The sequence below is a fragment of the Leptospira vanthielii serovar Holland str. Waz Holland = ATCC 700522 genome, assembly GCF_000332455.1.
In the GTDB taxonomy this organism is placed as follows: Bacteria; Spirochaetota; Leptospiria; order Leptospirales; family Leptospiraceae; genus Leptospira_A; species Leptospira_A vanthielii.
In genome coordinates this window covers 28,331-45,880 of record NZ_AOGY02000065.1, presented here as the reverse complement: position 1 = coordinate 45,880, position 17,550 = coordinate 28,331, and the positions used below count along the sequence as shown (strand labels likewise).

Here is a 17,550-nt window from a genome sequence, read left to right as displayed (position 1 = left end):
TACAACGATAAGTCTCTACAGAATTCCGAGATAGATATCAAACTGTGAATGGTTCGGATCCTTAGCATTCGCACCATAAACTTCTAAATCGGCTTTGTAGGAACGATTTTTTTTAAATTTTTCTTCAGACCAAATGGCCTTCCAAGTTTCGATTCCAATCTCTGCAATGGGACCCCAAGGAGTGGGAACTTGGATATAATCGGACGCAGGAATTGTGACAGAAGTTAGGTGATTTGGAAGGACACCCACCGCATCGACACAAGCTCCAATCAAGATGGTGTATTCTCCATTTTCATCCGATTCAAAATCCGTATAAGTTACCATAAATTCGGAAAGGTTGGATCTACTTTGAATTTGCGAAAGAATTCCTTCTTCCCAAAATCTTTGCCAAAGACTTGCAATTTTACCATTTCCCGACATCTCCTCACGATTGGAGGTTCGGGCTTTGATCCCCACAAGAGTCATGGGTTTTAAATGAATTTTGTTTTGAGTTGTGTTTTCCATACAAAGAACATACAATGTATGGAAATTCTCTTCTTGACAATTTGTGCTTTTTAAGTGGAAATTCTGCCAACCAAGTATAGGAAAAAATCTGTTTTCTGAAATTTCAAAAATTGATCACTAGAATAGGAAAACCATAACTATTTGATCGGAATATAAATTTCTGATTCAGGGTTTGTTTCTGATTGGAACCGGTCATCAAATAAATCAAAATCATCACTAAACTCTCTTTCATAACCTGTGTTTGGCATCCAAGTTCCATAAATATACTTCCAACCATTGAGGATGTCCTCGTTTTGATTTCCAGGAATGGTAAAGACCATATATTTGGCGGGTTTCATTCGATGAGTGACAAATCCATCAGGAATGAAGGTATCCGAACTCACTTGCAATCCAATGATTACATCAAAATTTTCCGCATAATCCCAGTTTGTATAGATTCCCAAAAGAGAATGACCAATTCTATCGGGAATGGATTCGACTAGACCTTTACTCATAAATTCACCCCAAAATTTAGGAATATCAATTTCGTTTTGGCATCTTTGCATTGTGGTTCTGTATGCTTTTCCCATCAGGATGAATTCATTTTTGGTCACAACTTGTGTTTTAATTCCAGACCCATCAATTCGAATCCCATCACGTAAAGAATCAATTTCCAATTTAGGAAAATTTCTATGTTCTGGTTGTTTTCTGTAATCAGAAGGATTCACTCCGTATTCAGAACGAAAGGCACGAAGAAAAGACTCTGGAGTTGTATAATGGTATTTAAAAGCTATATCGATAATTTTCTCTTTTCCGAGGATTAAATCGTTTCCGGCTTCTGTGAGTCTTCGTTTCTTTAAATAGGTATAAACAGAGTAACCTGTGACATAACGAAATATCCTTTGGAAATGCCACCGGGATTGGAATGCATTTTTAGAGACATCTTCCACACCAATGTCATCTCTCAAATGTTTTTCAATAAAATTGACTGCCAGTTTGATATGATCGTAGTAGTCCATAGATTTAAATTCGATTCGTAAGAAGAACTTTGCCTAGACTTAAGATTCTATTTCTTCTGGCCACTGGTTTTTGATTTCTAGAATCTTTGGTAAAAAGGATTTTACGCGTATACCAATCGGTCTATCAAAAATGAATTCATATAACAACGATTTATATTTTAATTGCTTATACTATTGGCGGAATTCATTTTAGGATATGGATTTAATATTGAAAGAAAAAAATGCAATTGTCACAGGTGGTGCTCTCGGAATTGGAAGGGAAACCTGTTTACTACTCGCAAAGAAAGGTGCTCATGTCATCGTATCGGACATCAATACAATCGAAGCCAACCGAGTGATTACAGAAATTCAAAATTTTGGCGGTTCTGCCGAATTTATCAAATGTGATGTGACGATAGAAGAGGATATTATAACTCTTGTTGATAGCTTAAAAACAAAAGGCAAACGTTTGGACATCATGGTGAATAATGCAGGAATTGCTAACAAACCCACCTTTATGCATAAGGTGAGCACAGAAGTTTGGAATAAATTGATTCTTATGGATCTAACAAGCGTGTTCTGGTGCCAAAAGTATGCAACCAAACTTATGCTAGCTGATCGTATTGGAGGGTCCATTATCAATGTGGCCTCGATTGCAGGTCTTGGTGCATCGCCAAGTCTTGGTCCCTACTGCGTTGCAAAAGCAGGAGTAATTGAACTCACCACTACGGGAGCATTGGAAGTCGCAAAGTTTGGAGTTCGGATCAATGCGGTTTGCCCTGGTTGGACAGAAACAGCTATCCTCGATGTAGCGGGCGAAAGAGGAAAGGAAACCATGGAAAAAAACATTCCTATGGGAAGGCTTGGCAAACCAACAGAAGTCGCAAACTTAATTGCCTTTTTAGCATCAGAAGAGTCTAGTTTTATTACGGGTTCGGTGTATCGTGTGGATGGGGGAACAAGGAGTTAGCGGGTGTTAGATAACCTTCTCTATTTTTTTTCCGAATGGGACGTTAAGGACTGGTCACGTAGCTTGCTTTTTTTTGAAGAAAGTAATAGTAAATTTAAATTCTTTTTTAATCTAATCGTATTTTCTAATTTTATATATAAAAAATAATTAATATTCAGGAATGCAAGTTACTAAATATAAATAACATGTATACTTAAAATATCCAATCTGCATATTTCGTTCACTTCAGACCAAAGATTTCAAATTGAATAGAAAAAATACAATTCACTAAAAGTGTAAACTCAAAGTTTTTCAAACGTTAGAGGAAGAGTTTCCGGTGAAAGGGATGGGGGGCTTGGTCTGCGGATGCAGACGGGAGCGAAAGCGCACCCCGTAGCAGCCCGAAAGACTTCAACAGCAAAGTAAACGGAACTATTAATGTTATCTACCGCATTACTTCGAATAACCTACCAAGTAAACTATCTTGAGTTTGCATGGTTTTGGAATTGGCTTCGTAGGCGCGGTTCACTTCAATCATATCGACCATTTCTGTCACAACAGAAACATTGGAAGCTTCTAAGTATCCTTGCATCACTTGCGGGGCAAGAAGAGTGGGGAACTTAGTGGGTTCTCCCGATTCGGGAGTGTCTGAATAAAACGAGTCCCCTTCTTTGTCGAGGTGGCGTGGATTTTCGACGGTTCGGATTTTGAGGGTATCAAGGAGAACTGGATCTTCAAAACGGTTTTCGCTAAAGTTGGTTCCGTCTTTGGGGGCGGTTCCCAGTTTCGCATTTATATAGATCTCTCCGTTTTCTTTCACAAGAAAATTTCCTTGGTTCACTTGGATGGGACCTTTTTCTCCGAGCAGAGGAAAACCTTGCGGAGTGACAACAAATCCATTTTTATCTAAAACAAAACTACCACTCCGAGTGAGGCGCTCTCCCCTATTCGTAAGAACAGAAAAGAAAGCAGGTTTTTCCATACCGGGCTGGTCTTGGATCATCAAATCAAATATATTATCTGTTTTTTTTACAGAGCCTTGGTCGAAGCGAGTGTAAACTTCGTTCACTTCGGCACCAAACCCTAGTTTCCCGACAACGGGCGAGGTGTCAAAAGAACCCATTGGCGTTTTTCCAATTCCATCTTCAGAATAACGATGGAGTAACATTTCAGGAAAGGTTTTGAATACAGTTGTATCTTTTTTGAATGCGGTTTTATCCACGTTGGCCAAATTGTTGGCAATCACGTCCATTCTCACTTGTTGGGAAATCATCCCGTTGGCGCCTGTATAAAGTCCTCGTAACATAACTTTCCTACCTATCCTATATTTCGGTCAGATCCTGCGTTTCCCTAAGAGAAAATGCGACATAGTCAAAAAAGAGTTGAAGTTTTCGTGTAAATTACTAAAAAAGAAGGACATGAAGTTATCCATCGGAAATCTCCCCCAGTCGCTTACGGACGAAGCCCTCGAAAAACTTCTTTCCGCTCATGGAAAAGTGGAACACCTCCAAATCAAACGGGACAAAATTACCAAGGTATCCTTGGGATATGGAACGGCAGATATGGCGGATGCTGATGCTACCAAAGCCATCGCCGCCTTAAACGGAAAGGAAGTGGAAGGGAAAAAAATAGTTCTTGTGAACCAAGAAGAACTGACCAAACAACAAAACGATGCTGCCAAGAAAAAAGGAAGTCCAGCTGTTTCCAAACCAACCTTTGGAAGAAACCAAACGAGTGGTGGTGGCAATACAGGTGTCCAAAGGAGAGGCGGTTCTCGCGGTTCGTAAATGAAACAACTGACCGGCAGTTACCTCTCCATTGGAGCCGGAGAGAACCAAATCCCCCTGATCCGGGCAGCTAAAGCCAGAGGACTGAAAGTCATCTCGGTGGATACAAATCCCCAGGCTCCTGGTCTTGTGGAATCGGACATTCGCATATTAGAATCTACTCACGAATATAGAAAAATTCTCCATTCAATGAGTAAAGTACCTCTCCCCTTCAAACTGATGGGAGTTGGTTCCCGTTCTTACGGGAAAGCGGTTTACACAGTGTCTTACTTGGCCGAAAAATTAAAACTCCGAGGAAATCCTCGAGATACAGTGAATCTATTTTTGGATAAAGAAAAATTCAAAAATTCAGTAACAAAATTTGGAATCCCACTTCCTGCTTCTTTAACTTCCCATTTAGTCACCAAAGCAAAAGAAAAAAAAATCGAACTTAAATTTCCAATCATCGCCAAACCCAAAGAAGGTTCTGGTAAAAAAGGAATTACGGTTTTGGAGACTGAGGCAGAATTCAAAAAGTTCAGTCGTTTAAAAACCAGCGAAAATTTTCTCCTAGAACCTTTTATTCCGGGAGATGAAGTCACGGTTCTTGGTTTTGTCATTGCCAGACGTTTTTATTTAATCTCACTTACAGATAAAATCACCACAGGGAAACCAAACTTTATCGAAGTGGCCCATGTAGCACCATCGAAACATGTCCCGATGGCCGGGGAATTAAAGATGATCTGCCAGGCAATTGTCACGGCCACAAAACTAAAAACGGGGCCTTTTGTTGCTGAATTCAAAATTACAAAAAATAAAGAATGTCTTCTAATTGAATCAGCCCCTGAAGTGGGTGGCGAATTTTTAGCCGACGTGCTAATCCCCGAACATTATGGGTATCAGTATTTTAACGATCTACTTTCCGTCACCATTGGAGAAAAAACAAGACCTGGGTTTTTAAAAAAAGCCAAAGATGGAATCACCAAATCAGCATTAGTTTTCACATTACCCAAAGACAATCAGAAAAAAATGGGGGAACCCATAACCTTACCTGCGAATTTCGGTGAAACCGTTTTTTTCCAAAAACAATTGGTTCCAACAGGTTCTTCGTTAGAAAAGTTAGAGGGTAATCACAAAAGAACGCAAGTTTTTGGAATCACAACAAAGGCAGCAATCACCACAAAAGAGTGGTTAGATTCTATATTCGCAAGATTCAATTCATGAAGAATGTCTGGGATGAACACTACGAAAGGCCAAAATCTAAATTGGCCTTTCCAGATGAAAATTTGGTACGATTACTTTCTCGCATTAAGCCCACCAATCGAAAAGCTCTAGACTTTGGTTGTGGTTCCGGCAGGCATTCTTATCTCCTTCAGAATGAGGGTTACCGGGTCACCGCCTGCGACACAGCCAAAACGACTATTGACAATTTGAAATTGGAACCTTCTCCGATTCAATGGATTCATACACCCGACTCACATTTGCCATTTTTTTCCAAGGAATTCGGCCTGATTGTCAGTTGGGGGGTGTTTCATTACAACAGGAGAGAAGAGGCAAAAAAACTACTCTCTTCTTTGTATTCCTCTTTGGATGAGGGAGGATTTCTTTTAGGTTCCATTCGAGCCGAAGGAGACACTCATCTTGGACTTTCGAAAGGGAAAATGAATTTGGCAGACCTTAGCGGTGGTTATGCAGAAACCTATTCACTCGATGCATTAAAAGAATTCCTATCAATTTTTTCGAATATATCCATTGGGTATTCGGAGAGAACTCCCCTAGGTAAATTGGAAGAAAGAATTTGCCACTGGTTTTTCCTTGCACAAAAATAATGAAAACAAATCTTTCTTTGAACGAAGAATGCCCGTTAGACCATCTTTGTGATTGGCATCCCCTACATACAACCACGGGGAAATATTCCGGATTGTCAATTGTCGAATGTAAACATTGTAAACTCCAAGCTCTTTATCCAAGACCCAACCAAAAAGAATTATATAGTCAAGACTACTACCAAGGCAAAGCCGACTATAGCTATATCGATGAAAGAGAAAACAAAAAATTCGCATCGTATGTTTGGAAGGCTAGAATCCGAAATATTCAAAAGTTTGTTCCTTCGGGAAACTTTTTAGATATTGGATCTTCTTTTGGAGGATTTTTAGAATCAGCAAGGGAGGCAGGATTCCAAATCCAAGGGGTGGAGATTTCAGAATATGCGTCTCGTTATGCGAATGAAAATGGAATCCTAACCTATAACGGAAGTTTAACTGATGCAAAGTTTCCAAAAAACCACTTCAGTGTCATCACCATGGTAGAAGTAATCGAACATATCGAAAATCCGAACCTTTTCTTTAAAGAACTTACGCGGATTCTTAAACCAGGGGGCCTTCTCCTACTCCAAACTGCCAATTTTGATGGGTGGCAGGCCAAAAAAGAGGGATCAAAATATCACTATTATATGCCTGGCCATCTATTCTATTACTCAGACACCATACTTAAAAAAATATTGACGAACCTTGGTTTTAATCGTTTTGTAACATACTTCGGAGTGGATTTTCCATTGTTAGCGAAACTGCAAAAATCAAGGGGGACTTTCAAAAAATGGAAAGACTACTTTCAATGGTTTCGCATTTCGTATTACCATTATAGGTCGAAATGGAAAAAACACGGATACCCCATCACCTCAAGTTACGTTTTGTACGCTTTTAAAAAATAGGTAACCAAAAATGAATGATACTACCAAATCTCCCTTACTCATCCGACTGACTGCAATTCCAGAGGGAAACGGCTGGAAACGAAAACTCATCTTAAGCATTCGGGTTTTACTTGTATCAGTGCACCGGTTTATGAAAGACGATTGCCTCATCATTGGTTCAAGTCTTGCTTATACAACCATTGTGACTCTTATCCCTACCTTAACCGTGGCTCTCGCTTTAATCACAGTGGCTTCTGGAATCCAAACCAGGCAAGGGGAAATGGTAGATGAAATCAATTCTTACCTTCTTCGAAACAATATTCAGTTTGATATCACTCCGTATCTGGACACTCTAACCGATATCATCTCAACTGCTTCACAAATCGGAGCTGTGGGATTCGTTGTTTTCATCTTCCCGGCTACAGCTGTTTTGCGATCTCTAGAAAAAGCCTTTCATATCATTTGGAAAATTGACCTCCATAGAAACTTTATTAATAAATTCGTATTTTATTTTTTTCTAATATCTTTTGGTCCGCTGCTTTTTGTAGTTGGGAAAAACATTACGGATAAAATCTCTGATTCGGTTCGCCCTCCTCACTTAAAGTCTATTGTTTCTACAAAACAGGGAGAATTGTGGGTCGCAGGGGAAAAAGGAAATATCGGTACAATTAAGGAACTGAACAAATCCATATCCTTTATCCCGAATTCTAGCATCGACTTTGAGAACATGCTCTGCGTTGATTTTGATACAGTAGAAACAGGAACATGTAAAAAACCGGATATTTCTAAAGAAAATTTTTTCCGTATCAGAAGCATTGGTAATGATCTATTTACGATTTCAGAAGAAGGAACTTTTCTCTATTCCAATGATTTGGGAAACACTTGGAAACTCCACTCCCTAAAAGGAATCATCGTCTCAGACTTTGGTGCCATCGATTATGATACTCTTTTCATTCTCACCGGGGACACTCGTACTCTCCGATACGAAATAGGAAAAACACTGAAAGAAATCAAACGATTCACAGATCCTGCGATTACACCGATCCGTGTTCGGTTCTTTTCCGACAAAGATGGGTTTATTTTAGATCGTGAAGGGAGGTTGTGGAAAACCAGTGATGGAGGAACTTCATTTTTTCCTCAGGAAATCTCTCAAAAACCACTTAATGATATCGCTTTCCTAAACAGAAATATTGGTTTCCTTGTCGGTGACAGCGGAACCATTTTTAAGACCACTGACGGTGGTTATACTTGGGCGGACTTAGGACATAGAAAATATTCTTATGAACGAGTATGGATTTTTGCTTCTCCGAAAAAACAGGATTACGATGTTTTTATTTTAACTTCCCTTGGTGATATTTTGCTTTCAGAAGATGAAGGGGAAAATTGGTCTACCACCTACAAAGGTAAGGCGGGAATGATTTTAGACATGATACTTCTCTCCAAAAAAACTAAGGGAGTAGAAGTCCCAACAGACGGAACAACTTTATCAACAGAAGACACAATTGAAATCGAAACTCAAGGCGAAGGTGAAACTCTAAATGAAGGAATGTTAGGTATTGTGGGTGTGGGTGAATTCAATAAAATCATCCGTGTGGAAGATGATACAAAAGGACAGACCATCTGGAAAAAATACCAAGGAGGGAGACAGTTTTTTTCCTTATATTCCATCTTCCAAATCCTCCTGCCACTCCTTGCTCTTTGGTTATTCTTTTTGTTGATATTTAATATAATCCCTAATACTAAAGTTCCGATTAAGGCATCCTCTATTGGAGCCGCAATCACGGGGATCATTCTCATTATTTTCTTTTGGGGGTTTATAAATATCTATCTAACCTCATTTACCGAAAAAACAATGTTAGTGTATAAGGCACTTGCTGCAATCCCTATTGCTCTACTTGCTATCTATTCGATTTCACTGATCATTCTTTATGGTGCAGAAGTGACAGCAACTTTGCAGTTTCCAGATCGATATATGCTGCCCAAACATCCTTTCGATGATATTGATAGTACTCTGTCTTATGAGTTTTACAAGACGATTCAAGTATTGGCTCTTACCTATGACCACCAAATCAAAAATGGAGAGCTTATCAAACTTTCAGTTTTGCGAAAAACACTTCTTATGCCAGAAAAAGATTTAAACGATATAATAGAAAAACTCACCGATGCAAAACTTGTAGAGACCACAGAAGATAAGCGAATAACACCGGTTAAACCAAAAGAGCAAATTGATTTGGTAACTTTATATGAAAAAACATCCAGTTTTAAATTGGGAGCTCCCAAGGAACTTACAGGTGTGATACCAAAACTCAATGAAGGTTTAAGCCAAATCGAGGATAAATTAAAAGAGGAACTAAAAAAAATCTCTTTTAAAGACTTAATTTAATGAAACTAGATCGGTTGGAAGATAAAACAAAGGTATTCCCTTTTGTTCCCGATCTAAAGTTCTAAAGATAAGGATTCTTTTTTACGGGTGGAAGAGAAGCAGACATCTGTTTGTAAATCTCTTCTGCAATTCCCATAGATTCGTTTTGAGAAATGTTTTTTGCATACTCATCATATAGCATATCTTCAAAAATTTCTTCGGCATACCCACCATCGATCATTTTTTCTTTATGGATGGTGTTTTTCATTTCTTTTAGCATCATCTTCACAAAAACAGATTCAAATTCGACGGAAGCATCATATAGCTTTTTTCTATAGGGATCTTCTTTAATCTCCTCACGAATGTTTTGCGGCACTCGAAGCGAAGATGAACTTACCTTACCCATCAGTTCTTCATGAGTTTCTAATAAGTTTTGGAAATCATTCAGTCCCTGTTTTTTCGGTTTTTCTAAATCATTCGAATAGGATTTCATCCGGTTGAGGATGGATTCATCTTGGGACCGACTGAGCCTTCCCGAATAGTCTTGGATTTTGTGAATGTCCATATTATGTCTTCTAATTCTATCGGCAGTTTTCCCAATTACTGAATCACAAGTTCTGCTTTTAGGGCCCCTTGTTTTTTCAGAGCTTCCAGAATGGAGATGATGTCCCGGGTGGAGGCTCCTACTTTATTCAGGGCAGCCACTACATCCGACACTTGGGTGGTTTCTTTTAGAACAAAAACCGATTCTCCCTTCCCCTCATCCTGAATGGGAAAAAAGTAACGCGCCTTGTCTCTGTTGGCAATCTGGATGGTAAGACCTTGTTGGGAGATCGCCACTTCATCGATGGGAATGTTTGCACCCATCACAATCGTTCCCGTTCGTTCGTTGATGACGACCCGAGCCACTGGCGAAGAATTGACTGTTAGATTTTCTAACTTTGCAAGGAAGGCCAAATCCAATTTGGGTTCTCCCACCACAAGTTCTCCGGCTGCATTTTGGCTCGACACCTTTAGTGGAAGGGCAACCAAAATCTCCGTAGGCGACACCACCTCTGGAACCACGGAAAGCTCTGCCGTGATCGCATCGACGATGGCACCCATAGTTGTGTAGTCTTTTTCGAGTAAGGTTAGTTTGACAGATTTGGTTATAGGTGCATTGGGAACAGATTTTTCTAAAATGGCACCCATAGGAACAAGCGCCGTATTAGAGCCCGATTTTTTGTCGGCACCACCCCGTTTTTTTTCTTTCCCACCAAACACAAGTACACCGGAGCCAACAGCGATGGTTTCTCCATTTCCTGCTTTGAGTGGAGACTGCAAAAGAACTCCACCTTCGAGAGAACGTGCATCACCCAGTGAAGAAACTAGGATATCAATTTTATCACCTTCTTTCAGATTGACGGGTACATTGGCAGTGATAAGAACCGAAGCTGTGTTTTTCGCATCCCTTAGATTCTTTTTTGTATTCACACCAAGGCCTGCAAGATAGTTTTGTAAGGCTTCTTCTGTGAGGGGATTTTTTGTATCCCCCGTTCCATTCAGGCCTACCACAAGGCCAAACCCTGTGAGTTGGTTTTCACGTACGGCATCAATCCTTACTAAATCTTTCAGGCGAGTTTCCACGGCCCATAGAGGGAGAGAAAAGAAACTAACCAAAACCAAAAAACCAAAGTTATATGGGTTCCAATTCAATAGACCTAAGTTCATTTGACTCACTTCTTTTGTAGTCATTGGATCACTCACTTTCCCCTAAGAGTCGTTTGATATTTTTGAGAATAATTTCTTGTTTTTCTGGTTCTGAAAGTTCCGCTTTTTCTGTTACCGATCCATCGGGGTTTGTGATTCGTTTCATTTGGATATTGGGATTAGTGAGTTCTTTCGGATTTAAAGTTCCTTGGTATTCCACACGCAAGTTGGCAATGAGATCACTCGAAATAAATCGGTTTTTATCCAAATCCTCTGGAGAAATAGTTCCCGACAAACGAAGGTTAATCCTTTCTTCCGATAAGTTAAATACCTTACTTCCCTCAAGCTCCAAATTCCCAGTCCCTGGGTCAATTCCCGTCACAAGAACTGCCATCACACCGACAACTTTGCCCTGGGATTTTGATTTTCCCACTTTGGATCGCATATAGGTGGAATTGGAATTATAGGCCGGTAGGTCAGGGACTAATTTTTTATCGGGAACGGTTTTGATATCGTTATCAAAGGTGGCTTTGTATTCGGATTCATATTCCACTCGAAGTCCATTTTTCAAAACGACCTTTACAACCGTTCCTGGTTGGATGGTTTTTGGATACGAATACGGATCTTTGTCTTTCCACAAGGAATCGGCCGATAAAAAAGAAAGACAAGTGAGAGTCAAAAAACTAATGGCTGCTAACTCAGAAATTGAAATGACAAATTTCCTTCCAAGTGAAGTTCTCACGAAGGAAATCCTTTTTGTTAAAACAATCTGATTTTGAGTCAAATTGAATTGATCATTTGAACCTGAGTTTAAATTAGATTTTGAATCTAAATGTATATTTGATTTCATACGAACTTTAAATCTCTTCCAGAAGGCAAATCCCTTCATTTTGAACACGGGCCTTGATGATTTTTTGCGAGGCTAAGTTCAAAACTTGAATTTCATCCCCACGATTTCCAGAAGCAAGTGCCCTTGTTTTGATTTTTAATAATAAATTTCCAACAGTATACACCAATTGGACTTCTTGTCCTCTCTCTATCGTATGTAAGGTTCTCACTTGTTTTTTTTCAATGGCAGTATCACTTGTGAGAACACCGAGAGCTGTTTTTCCCGCAGGACTTTCGTCCATATACTCTTTGTTATGGTCTGCGGTAAAAAATTCTTTTAGAGCCACGTCGGCATCCGTTAACACTGCTTTGGAGGGAATCTCCCTTGTGGTGAAGTAAGTTTTTTTCTTTTCTTCAATCAGAAAGGGAATGGATTCGGAATGTACCATCTTCCCTTCAAAGTAATAGTCCAAAGGAAAGAGGCGTTTCCCTGCATGGAGGGTGCGACCGGTATTTCGCCATACGAGTTTGGTTCCAGAGATGATTTGGATGGAATCCTTTTCAGAACTCAAACGAACCGATTGGCCTTCTTCGCCGAGGGAACCATCCACATTCTCTTGCAGTTCTTTCCAAAGACTTCGTTCTAAATCTTTTTTTCCGACCACAGTGGTTCGTGGAAGTAGGATTCCTTCTTTTCCCATCACTTCATAAACAATTTCATCCCCAAACTCTTTCAAGTAACGAACATTGAGTGTCAAAGCCAAAGATTCTGGATCTAAGATTTTAGGTGCTTTTAGGTTTTCAAAAAGGATTGGGTTCCAGTTTCCTTTCCAGTTGGTAAAATCGGACAAACGAATCTCACTATTCCCCACAACCGTTTTGGGTTTTAAGTAGAGACGATTTTCCTTTTCCTTTGCCAAGATTGACAAAGAAAAAACCAAACTAAAAAAGAGGAGGAACCAAAGTTTCATTAACGTTTCAAACCAATCGCCGTAGAAAGCATGTTATCCGAGGTTTGGATGGTTTTGGAATTGGATTCGTAGGCCCTTTGTGCCACAATCATATTCACCATCTCTTCTACGATTTTTACGTTACTCATTTCCAAAAATCCTTGAAGGACACTTCCATATCCTTCTTGGGATGGCATTCCTGGAATTTCTGCACCGGAAGCCACAGTTTCTCGAAACAAGTTTTTACCGACAGCTTGGAGACCGGCTGGATTGACAAATCGGTAGAGTTCCAATTGGCCAATCGTTGTGGGACGAATGTCATTTCCAATTTTCACTGTGACTTCCCCCTCTTCGGAAACCATAAGAGTATTGAGGATGGCATTTTCTGGAAGGATGATGGGTGGTTCAAGAAGATATCCGTTCGAGGTCACCACTTGTTGGTTGGAGTCAATTTTAAAAGATCCGTCCCGAGAATAAGAAAAAGTTCCGTCAGGCATTTGGATTTTAAAAAATGCCATCTCACCTGTGAGGGCAAGGTCGAGTTTGTTTCCCGTTGCTTGGAAAGAGCCAATCTCAAATAACTTCTGTGTGGCAGCGACTTTTACACCATGACCCACATTCACACCAGTAGGAATTTCGGAAACAGAGGTGGCTGGAGTTCCCGCAAGGACTTGGTGTTGGTAAACTAAATCTTCAAAGTCCACACGGTTCTTTTTAAAACCAGTTGTGTTTACGTTGGCCAAGTTGTTGGCAACGGTATCAATATGAAATTGTTGGGCAATCATCCCGGTAGCGCCGGTCCAAAGGGATCGCATCATAAAAAGGCACCTCTACAGCTTTCTATCGGTAGAGTTTACAAAAAGCTAAGTGTCTTTTTTCCGAGTTATGTCTTATTTTCCTGTGCTCCCAAACCCGCCCACTCCTCTTTCAGTGATCGAAAGTTCTGTCACGACTTGCACTGCCAGCTGTCCTACGGCCTGAAACACAATCTGAGCGACCCGAGTTCCCGGTTCGAGGACAAAGTCCGCACCACTTAAATTGAGAAGTGGGATGAGGATTTCTCCCCGGTAATCAGAATCGATGGTCCCGGGGCTATTCGGCATAATGATTCTATTTTTGGTTGAGAATCCACTTCTGGGACGAATCTGTCCTTCATACCCGTCGGGGATGGCCATAGCAAGTCCCGTTGGGACAAAAACCACTTCGCCTCCGGTGAGGATTAAATTTTCCGTTAGGCAGGCAGAAAGGTCCATACCCGCAGAACCAGACGTTTTGTATTCGGGAACGACAGCACCGGGTTTTAAAATTTGGAGAGAAACAATGGGAGGCTTCATTAATTTTAATTTCTTCTTTGGTTTATATTTCGGAGAATAGAGATTTGATTCAGGTCAAGACAATTCACTACGTATTGTTTTTTACTACCCACCAAATTGGACAGGGATTTTGGAGAATTGACTTTCCGACATATCGCCCACACAAGACAAATGCACTTTTTTCAAATCAAACAACTGTTTTGCGGTCTCATTAATTTCCTCTAAGGTCACCGACTTAATCGATTTCATTCGGTCTTCCAAAGAGAAATATTTTCCATAATAGATTTCTTGGAGGCCAATATTGTTCATTCGGTTTTCGGGAAGTTCATACCCGATGGCAATGGAACCCATTTGGTTGGATTTTGCATCTGCCAGTTCCGATTTGGAAAATCCATTTTTTGCAATACTTTCTAACTCTTTTAGAATGAGTTCCACACAACGGGCTGCCTTCTCTTTGGAAGTGGCCGAGGAGATGGAAAAGAGTCCCGTTGTTTTGTAATAGGAAGGAAAACTGTAAATGCTATAACAAAGGCCTTCTTTTTCACGGATGTTTTGGAAAAGGCGGGAAGCCATTCCCCCACCAAGAATGGTAGAGATAAGTTGAGTGACAGTCACCGTTCGGTAGTCCCTTTTGTTTCCATTCACCCCAAGCATAATATGGAACTGTTCGATTTTTCGGCGTTCCAGATGTTTGGAATAGTGTTTCTTCGGTGCAGGGATGATGAGTTCCGTGGGATGTTTTCCCTTAGGATTTTCAAAGGAAAAATATTTGTTTGTGAGATCTAAAATTTTTTCCCAAGTAAAATTTCCAGAAACCGAGATTACCATATTTTTGGGAAAATAATGTTTCTCGAAAAAACTGCGGATGGATTTTTCACTGACCCCTGTGACTGATTTTTTGGTTCCAATGATATCACGCCCGTAAGGTGACTTTCCAAAAATGTTACGAAAGTAATAATCGTAGACAAAATCATCGGGCGCATCTTCATAAGAACGCATCTCTTCCATAATGACACCCTTCTCTGTTTTGATGTCTTCTTTGCGAAAAAGAGGACGAAATAACATATCAGAAAGGATTTCAAAAGCAAGCTCCGCTTGGTCTTTGATAGCAACTACATAGTACTGAGTGTATTCACGACCCGTAGATCCATTCAAAATTCCACCGACACGTTCAATGGATTCTGCAATTTCTTTACTGGTGCGCGTTTCCGTATCTTTAAAGAGCATGTGCTCTAAAAAGTGGAAGTATCCATGTTCGGAATTGGTTTCGGCAAGACTGCCCTGTTTCAAAAAAACACCCACCCCCATAGAAGATGCGTGTTTCATAGGTTGAAATAGAACCGTTAACCCATTAGGTAAAAAGGTTCGTTTGCATTCGATGACGGATGCCATTTGGTTACTCCCCCCAAACAATTGTTTGGGGACTGTTTAGTTGTCTAAAAGAACATCCTTTCTGGAAAGGTCGATTTTCCCCATTTTATCAACGGAAATCACTTTCACTTGGATCTTGTCCCCTTCGGTAACAATGTCACGAACCGATTGCACTCGTTTCACATCTAGTTTAGAGATGTGGCAAAGTCCTTCTTTTCCTGGCAAAATTTCGACAAAGGCACCAAAGTCAGCAATTCGTTTGATGACACCATCATAGATTTTGCCTACTTCGATTTCTTCAAAGATTCCGTCGATCATGGCAATGGCTTTTTCTTTAGCTTCTTCACTTGGAGAGGCAATGGTTACCTTTCCTGTGTCATCTACAGAAATTTCAGAACCAGATTGTTCGATGATCGCACGGATCATTTTCCCACCAGGACCAATGAGCTCGCCAATACGATCTTTAGGAATTTGTTTTAGAGTGATACGTGGTGCATTTAAACTCAAATTGCCTTTGACTGAAGAAATCGCTTTGTTCATTTCTCCAAGGATATGATCGCGGCCCACTTCTGCTTGTTCGATGGCTTTTTGTAAAACTTCCAAACCAAGTCCATTGACTTTAAGGTCCATTTGGAAGGCAGTGATCCCTTTTTTGGTTCCTGCGAGTTTGAAATCCATGTCTCCGAAGTGGTCTTCGATTCCGGCGATATCAGAAAGAACCGCAAATCGACCTTTTTCATCACTAAAAAGTCCCATCGCAATTCCAGAGACTGCACCAGAAATCGGAACTCCCCCAGCCATAAGGGCCAAGGTTCCCGAACAAACGGAAGCCATAGAAGAAGATCCATTCGATTCTAAAATTTCAGAAACAATTCGAATCACGTAAGGAAAATCCACTTGGGTGGGGAGGACTTTTTTAATCGCACGTTCTGCTAGGTTTCCGTGACCAATTTCACGTCGGCCAGGACCTGAGTTACGGCGAACTTCCCCAACAGAGAATGCAGGGAAATTGTAATGCAACATAAAGTTCTTTTCTTTCGAACCTTCCAAAGTTTCGTATCTTTGGTTGTCAGAAGTAGTTCCTAGAGTCACAACACCAAGGGATTGGGTTTGTCCTCTTGTAAATACTGCCGATCCGTGAGGTCCAGGAAGGACATCAATCTCACAAGAAATTTGACGAATTTCATTGGTTTTACGACCATCAAAACGAATTCCTTCGTTAAGCACAAGTTCGCGGACCACTTCGTATTCTAATTCATGTAGGTAATGTTTGATATCTTTTGATTTGTCTTCTGGAGCCAGTAAGGTTTTGAAATGTTCTACTGTTTCTTTATTGATGGCTTTGATGTCATCATTACGTTTTGTTTTGTCAGAATTTTTGTTTGCAGCCGACAAACGGTCGTAGGCGAACTCACGAACTTTTTTAAGAAGTTCTTTGTCAGGAGTTTTTAAAACAACTTCCTTTTTGACAGTTCCGTTTTTCTTAGCTAAAGTTTCTTGCATTTCAACTGCAACTTTTAGTTGTTCTTGGGCAAAACGGAGAGCAGCCATCATATCTTCTTTAGAGATTTCGCTTGCTTCCCCTTCGATCATAACGATGGCTTCTTTTGTTCCCGCAACTACCAAATCCAAATCGGATCTTGTGATCTCTTCGTTTGTGGGGTTAAGAATAAATTCACCAGCGATCCTTCCAATACGAGCACCAGCAATCGGGCCTGCAAAAGGAATGGAAGAAACAGAAAGTGCCGCCGAAGCCGCGTTAATCGCATGTCCTTGGACAGAAACTTGTTTGTCTGCAGATAATACTTGGACTAGAAGTTGTACTTCAGAGAAGTATCCTTCTGGAAACATAGGGCGAATGGGACGATCCAAAATTCGGGAAAGTAATACTTCGTGTTCTGCAGGTTTTGCTTCGCGTTTGAAGTATCCACCAGGAAAACGACCTACCGAATAGGCTTTCTCAGTGTATTCGCATGTAAGTGGGAAAAAATCTTGTCCTTCTTTTGGTTCCTCTGCAGCACAAACAGTGGCAAGTAGAACCAAATTTCCGGTTTTGTATACAACCGACCCGTGAGCTTGTTTCGCCCACTTGCCGGTCTCAATGGTGATAGAATCTCTACCCCAAGTACCAGTCAACTCTGTAGCCATAGGA

Annotated in this window: 17 protein-coding genes; 6 read left to right on the top strand and 11 right to left on the bottom strand. The window is 40.4% G+C overall.

The window, feature by feature from the left end; all coding sequences use genetic code 11:
• Positions 1–15: 15 nt before the first annotated feature.
• Entirely contained in the window at positions 16–504 is a 489-nt protein-coding gene (locus LEP1GSC199_RS15140; RefSeq protein WP_002986980.1) for a GyrI-like domain-containing protein, read from the bottom strand.
• Positions 505–641: 137 nt separating this feature from the next.
• On the bottom strand, positions 642–1,502 hold the full coding sequence (locus LEP1GSC199_RS15135; RefSeq protein WP_002987165.1) for an AraC family transcriptional regulator: 861 nt from the start codon (positions 1,500–1,502) through the stop codon (positions 642–644).
• 196 nt (positions 1,503–1,698) lie between these two features.
• On the opposite strand from LEP1GSC199_RS15135, the gene LEP1GSC199_RS15130 reads away from it, so the two are divergent.
• The gene (locus LEP1GSC199_RS15130; protein ID WP_039927034.1) at positions 1,699–2,451 is read left to right on the top strand and encodes an SDR family NAD(P)-dependent oxidoreductase; all 753 of its coding nucleotides are present in this window, start codon (positions 1,699–1,701) and stop codon (positions 2,449–2,451) included.
• A 424-nt stretch (positions 2,452–2,875) separates the two neighbouring features.
• Here the strand turns inward: LEP1GSC199_RS15130 and LEP1GSC199_RS15125 are convergent, their stop codons facing one another.
• Positions 2,876–3,736 carry a flagellar hook-basal body protein gene (locus tag LEP1GSC199_RS15125; RefSeq protein ID WP_002987198.1) on the bottom strand — a complete coding sequence of 287 codons (861 nt, stop codon included), beginning with the start codon at positions 3,734–3,736 and terminating at the stop codon, positions 2,876–2,878.
• Positions 3,737–3,848: 112 nt separating this feature from the next.
• On the opposite strand from LEP1GSC199_RS15125, the gene LEP1GSC199_RS15120 reads away from it, so the two are divergent.
• The 5 genes from LEP1GSC199_RS15120 to LEP1GSC199_RS15100 are packed head-to-tail and all read left to right on the top strand — an operon-like array spanning position 3,849 to position 9,268.
• A complete protein-coding gene (locus LEP1GSC199_RS15120; protein ID WP_002986958.1) occupies positions 3,849–4,217 on the top strand; it encodes an RNA recognition motif domain-containing protein in 369 nt (122 codons plus the stop codon).
• Positions 4,218–5,420 (top strand): ATP-grasp domain-containing protein, encoded by a 1,203-nt coding sequence (locus tag LEP1GSC199_RS15115; protein ID WP_002987318.1) that lies wholly within the window; start codon positions 4,218–4,220, stop codon positions 5,418–5,420.
• The gene (locus tag LEP1GSC199_RS15110; RefSeq protein WP_039927033.1) at positions 5,417–6,025 is read left to right on the top strand and encodes a class I SAM-dependent methyltransferase; all 609 of its coding nucleotides are present in this window, start codon (positions 5,417–5,419) and stop codon (positions 6,023–6,025) included. Before LEP1GSC199_RS15115 ends, LEP1GSC199_RS15110 begins: the two co-directional genes overlap by 4 nt.
• Positions 6,025–6,906, top strand: coding sequence for a class I SAM-dependent methyltransferase (locus LEP1GSC199_RS15105; RefSeq protein ID WP_002987054.1), 882 nt, complete (start codon positions 6,025–6,027; stop codon positions 6,904–6,906). The genes LEP1GSC199_RS15110 and LEP1GSC199_RS15105 overlap by 1 nt, the downstream gene beginning before the upstream one ends.
• 10 nt (positions 6,907–6,916) lie before the next feature.
• Entirely contained in the window at positions 6,917–9,268 is a 2,352-nt protein-coding gene (locus LEP1GSC199_RS15100; protein WP_002986934.1) for a YhjD/YihY/BrkB family envelope integrity protein, read from the top strand.
• Between the two features lie 61 nt (positions 9,269–9,329).
• On the opposite strand, the gene LEP1GSC199_RS15095 is transcribed toward LEP1GSC199_RS15100, so the two are convergent.
• The 8 genes from LEP1GSC199_RS15095 to pnp all read right to left on the bottom strand — a co-directional run bounded on the left by LEP1GSC199_RS15095 (position 9,330) and on the right by pnp (position 17,546).
• Complete coding sequence (locus tag LEP1GSC199_RS15095) at positions 9,330–9,812, bottom strand: rod-binding protein (RefSeq protein ID WP_002987025.1); 483 nt, start codon at positions 9,810–9,812, stop codon at positions 9,330–9,332.
• Between the two features lie 35 nt (positions 9,813–9,847).
• Positions 9,848–10,957, bottom strand: a complete 1,110-nt coding sequence (locus tag LEP1GSC199_RS15090; protein ID WP_051999780.1) for a flagellar basal body P-ring protein FlgI — start codon at positions 10,955–10,957, stop codon at positions 9,848–9,850.
• Between the two features lie 28 nt (positions 10,958–10,985).
• Positions 10,986–11,786: a flagellar basal body L-ring protein FlgH gene (locus LEP1GSC199_RS15085; RefSeq protein ID WP_039927032.1), complete on the bottom strand. Its 801-nt coding sequence runs from the start codon at positions 11,784–11,786 to the stop codon at positions 10,986–10,988.
• Positions 11,787–11,793: 7 nt separating this feature from the next.
• The gene (flgA, locus tag LEP1GSC199_RS15080; RefSeq protein WP_002986954.1) at positions 11,794–12,735 is read right to left on the bottom strand and encodes a flagellar basal body P-ring formation chaperone FlgA; all 942 of its coding nucleotides are present in this window, start codon (positions 12,733–12,735) and stop codon (positions 11,794–11,796) included.
• Positions 12,735–13,532 (bottom strand): flagellar basal-body rod protein FlgG, encoded by a 798-nt coding sequence (gene flgG, locus LEP1GSC199_RS15075; protein WP_002974360.1) that lies wholly within the window; start codon positions 13,530–13,532, stop codon positions 12,735–12,737. The genes flgA and flgG overlap by 1 nt, the downstream gene beginning before the upstream one ends.
• A 72-nt stretch (positions 13,533–13,604) precedes the next feature.
• Complete coding sequence (gene dut, locus LEP1GSC199_RS15070) at positions 13,605–14,048, bottom strand: dUTP diphosphatase (RefSeq protein ID WP_002987379.1); 444 nt, start codon at positions 14,046–14,048, stop codon at positions 13,605–13,607.
• An 84-nt stretch (positions 14,049–14,132) separates the two neighbouring features.
• The gene (locus LEP1GSC199_RS15065; protein WP_002987208.1) at positions 14,133–15,419 is read right to left on the bottom strand and encodes a M16 family metallopeptidase; all 1,287 of its coding nucleotides are present in this window, start codon (positions 15,417–15,419) and stop codon (positions 14,133–14,135) included.
• 36 nt (positions 15,420–15,455) lie between these two features.
• Positions 15,456–17,546 (bottom strand): polyribonucleotide nucleotidyltransferase, encoded by a 2,091-nt coding sequence (gene pnp, locus LEP1GSC199_RS15060; protein ID WP_002987149.1) that lies wholly within the window; start codon positions 17,544–17,546, stop codon positions 15,456–15,458.
• Positions 17,547–17,550 lie beyond the last annotated feature (4 nt).

Excerpts from the sequence above, each read along its gene's own strand:
- LEP1GSC199_RS15110 (WP_039927033.1), top strand. The coding sequence starts at position 5,417 with ATGAAGAATGTCTGGGATGAACACTACGAAAGGCCAAAATCTAAATTG.
- LEP1GSC199_RS15115 (WP_002987318.1), top strand. The coding sequence starts at position 4,218 with ATGAAACAACTGACCGGCAGTTACCTCTCCATTGGAGCCGGAGAGAAC.
- LEP1GSC199_RS15095 (WP_002987025.1), bottom strand. The coding sequence starts at position 9,812 with ATGGACATTCACAAAATCCAAGACTATTCGGGAAGGCTCAGTCGGTCC.
- LEP1GSC199_RS15120 (WP_002986958.1), top strand. The coding sequence starts at position 3,849 with ATGAAGTTATCCATCGGAAATCTCCCCCAGTCGCTTACGGACGAAGCC.
- LEP1GSC199_RS15135 (WP_002987165.1), bottom strand. The coding sequence starts at position 1,502 with ATGGACTACTACGATCATATCAAACTGGCAGTCAATTTTATTGAAAAA.
- LEP1GSC199_RS15065 (WP_002987208.1), bottom strand. The coding sequence starts at position 15,419 with ATGGCATCCGTCATCGAATGCAAACGAACCTTTTTACCTAATGGGTTA.
- LEP1GSC199_RS15140 (WP_002986980.1), bottom strand. The coding sequence starts at position 504 with ATGGAAAACACAACTCAAAACAAAATTCATTTAAAACCCATGACTCTT.
- LEP1GSC199_RS15085 (WP_039927032.1), bottom strand. The coding sequence starts at position 11,786 with ATGAAATCAAATATACATTTAGATTCAAAATCTAATTTAAACTCAGGT.
- flgG (WP_002974360.1), bottom strand. The coding sequence starts at position 13,532 with ATGATGCGATCCCTTTGGACCGGCGCTACCGGGATGATTGCCCAACAA.
- LEP1GSC199_RS15105 (WP_002987054.1), top strand. The coding sequence starts at position 6,025 with ATGAAAACAAATCTTTCTTTGAACGAAGAATGCCCGTTAGACCATCTT.
- LEP1GSC199_RS15100 (WP_002986934.1), top strand. The coding sequence starts at position 6,917 with ATGAATGATACTACCAAATCTCCCTTACTCATCCGACTGACTGCAATT.
- pnp (WP_002987149.1), bottom strand. The coding sequence starts at position 17,546 with ATGGCTACAGAGTTGACTGGTACTTGGGGTAGAGATTCTATCACCATT.
- flgA (WP_002986954.1), bottom strand. The coding sequence starts at position 12,735 with ATGAAACTTTGGTTCCTCCTCTTTTTTAGTTTGGTTTTTTCTTTGTCA.
- dut (WP_002987379.1), bottom strand. The coding sequence starts at position 14,048 with ATGAAGCCTCCCATTGTTTCTCTCCAAATTTTAAAACCCGGTGCTGTC.
- LEP1GSC199_RS15125 (WP_002987198.1), bottom strand. The coding sequence starts at position 3,736 with ATGTTACGAGGACTTTATACAGGCGCCAACGGGATGATTTCCCAACAA.
- LEP1GSC199_RS15090 (WP_051999780.1), bottom strand. The coding sequence starts at position 10,957 with ATGAACTTAGGTCTATTGAATTGGAACCCATATAACTTTGGTTTTTTG.
- LEP1GSC199_RS15130 (WP_039927034.1), top strand. The coding sequence starts at position 1,699 with ATGGATTTAATATTGAAAGAAAAAAATGCAATTGTCACAGGTGGTGCT.